Source organism: Falsiroseomonas sp. RANM36, from assembly GCF_056682175.1.
On sequence record NZ_JBWXTD010000004.1, the window covers coordinates 4,621 to 6,975 of the forward strand.

4 protein-coding genes are annotated in these 2,355 nt (G+C 72.9%); 2 read left to right on the forward strand and 2 right to left on the reverse strand.

The features are described 5' to 3' along the window. A partial coding sequence (locus AC1MIR_RS13760; protein WP_480028763.1) for a YcbK family protein occupies positions 1-556 on the forward strand: 556 nt, incomplete at its 5' end. A gap of 153 nt (positions 557-709) precedes the next feature. On the opposite strand, the gene AC1MIR_RS13765 is transcribed toward AC1MIR_RS13760, so the two are convergent. Then, positions 710-1,618, reverse strand: coding sequence for a LysR family transcriptional regulator (locus AC1MIR_RS13765; protein WP_480028764.1), 909 nt, complete (start codon positions 1,616-1,618; stop codon positions 710-712). A 107-nt stretch (positions 1,619-1,725) separates the two neighbouring features. Here AC1MIR_RS13765 and AC1MIR_RS13770 point away from each other — a divergent pair, with 107 nt between their 5' ends. After that, positions 1,726-1,971, forward strand: a complete 246-nt coding sequence (locus AC1MIR_RS13770) for a DUF1127 domain-containing protein (RefSeq protein WP_480028765.1) — start codon at positions 1,726-1,728, stop codon at positions 1,969-1,971. 171 nt (positions 1,972-2,142) lie between these two features. Here the strand turns inward: AC1MIR_RS13770 and AC1MIR_RS13775 are convergent. Further along, the coding region (locus AC1MIR_RS13775; RefSeq protein WP_480028766.1) for a hypothetical protein at positions 2,143-2,355 on the reverse strand (213 nt) is incomplete at its 5' end.

A 2,355-nucleotide genomic window follows, 5' to 3' on the forward strand; every position in this document is an offset into this window, starting at 1 on the left:
TCTGGAATCATCCCCCCCCCGCGGCGTGCGGGCGCCCGGCCTCGCCTGTCTGGGGTCGCCCGCGCGGCCCGCGGCCGCGATGCAGCGCCCCGGCGACCGCACCCGCGCCATCTGGATCCGCAACCAGGCGGGTGAGGAGGTCAGGACGGCCTATATCCGGGCCGATGGCCAGGTGGACTGGCAGGCGGTGGCGCGGCTGCAGCGCCTGTTCCGCGACCTGCGGCAGAACGCCACCGGCCCGATGCCCGTGCTGCTGCTGGACAAGCTCGGCCAGATCCAGGCGCGCTGGGGCTTCCACCGGCCGCTGATCCTGCTCTCGGGCTACCGCACCCCGCGGACCAATTCCTCGCTGGAAGGCGCGGCGCGCAACAGCCGGCACCTGGAGGGCCAGGCGGCGGACATCCAGATCCCCGGCGTGCCGGCGACGCAGGTGGCGGCCGTGGCCACCGAGGTGTCCCGCCACAACCTGTTCATGGGCGTCGGCACCTATGAGGGCTTCGTCCATGTGGATATCGGCCCGCTTCGCGGCTGGCGGGGCGCGGCGCCGGCCAGTTGAGGCGGCCGGCCCGTCTAGCGCAGCGCCCGTTCGTGTGGAACCGCTCCGCGGTTCCGCCGAACGGACATAAGCTGCTCTAGAATCACTGTTTCTAGAGCACGACCTTCCGATCGACTGATTCCAGTCGATCGGAACGTGCTCTAGGAGCCCGGTTCAGGCCGCGATCGCGACACCCGGCCCGGCCGCCCGCCGGAAGCCGTCCGCGACATGGGCCGCCAGCGCATCGGCCGCCGGGACGCCGAGCGAGGCCTCGTGCCGCAGCAGCACGATGCCCATCTCCGGCAGCGGCGGCAGGCCTTCCGCCTCGCCCATCCAGGCCAGGCCCTCGGGCAGGGTGCAGGGCGTGCTGACGGTCAGCGCGAGCCCGGCCAGCGCCACGGTGAAGCACCCCGTCTGGGTCGCCGAGTTGTAGGTCACCCGCGCCGCCCTGCCCTGCATGCGCAGCGCGCTCAACGCCGCGCTGCGCCAGGTGCAGAAATTGTCGGGGCGGGAGAGCGCGAGCGGCAGCGGGTCGCGCCGATGCAGCCCATGGGTCGGGCTGCCCACCCAGCGCAGCGGGCCGCGCCAGATGCGCTGCGCCGGCACATGCCGCGGCTCCTGCCCCTCGCTCAGCAGGGTGAGGTCCAGCCGCCCTTCCAGGAAGTGCTGCGCCAGCACGTCGGAGTTCAGGCACACGACCTCGAGCTCGACGGCCGGATGGGCCTCCGCGAAGCGCGCCAGGATCGCGGGCAGCCAGTTCAGCGCATAGTCGTCCGGCGTGCCGAGCCGGACCGTGCCGACCATGGGCGGCGCGCGGAAATTGCCGACGATCTCGTCGTTCAGCGCCAGCATCGCCCGCGCGCGGTCCAGCAGCCACATCCCCTGCGGCGTCGGCTGCACGCCCTTCGGCGTGCGCACAAGCAGCGGCTGGCCGAGCGTTTCCTCCAGCCGGCGGATCTGCATGGAAACGGCCGACTGCGTCCGCCCCACGCGCTCCGCCGCGCGGGTGAAGGACCCGCCCTCGGCGATCAGCACGAAGGCGCGGAGCAGATCGGGGTCGAGGCCGGGCGGCAGGAAGAGCATGCGCAGAGCATCAAGACATCTGATGTACAACGTCAAGACAATTCGTTTTACTGATGCCTGCCACGGGGTGATGGTCCTGGTCTCCATCGAGGAAAGGAACCCCACCGATGTCCGGCCATGTGCTCACCCGCCCCGTCCTGCGGCGCCGCCCGCGGGTCTCGGCAGGCTGGCTCGCCTGGTTGGCCGCCGCCATGCACGCCATCGAGAGCCGCCGTCGCCTGGCCGAGATGGACGACCGCATGCTGCAGGATATCGGCATCAGCCGCGCCGATGCGCTGGAGGAAGCCGCCCGCGCGCCCTGGGACCTGAAGCCGAATCTCCCCGGCCTCAACGCGCCCTGGCAGGTTCGCTGACGCGTTCCGCTCCGCCCATCCTGCGCCCGGCTCGGCAATTGCCCGACCGGGCGCAGCCGTACCGTCGCGGTGCCGTCCGCGACCATGTCGAGTTCCTCCGCGATGCGGGGGGGAGACATCCAGGATGCGGCCGCGCGCAGAGGGGCCCCGATCTTGGACCACGGCAACTCGTCAGCGGGGAGCGATACGCGCGGCCTCGGCCAGGGCCTCGTCGATGCCGAGCAGAAAGACCTCCCGCTCGCCGCGCGCCAGCCCGTCCAGGTCCACGCCGGAGAGCGCCGCCAGCAGCGGCGCGGCGCCCGGCGGCGGCAGCGCCGTGACCCGGCCGCGCAGCCGCCCCTGCCCGTCCAGCGCCGGGCCGCCGGGCGAGCCGGGCCGCGCGCC

Coding starts and splice junctions, on each gene's coding strand:
- AC1MIR_RS13765 (WP_480028764.1), bottom strand. CDS start 1,618: ATGCTCTTCCTGCCGCCCGGCCTCGACCCCGATCTGCTCCGCGCCTTC.
- AC1MIR_RS13770 (WP_480028765.1), top strand. CDS start 1,726: ATGTCCGGCCATGTGCTCACCCGCCCCGTCCTGCGGCGCCGCCCGCGG.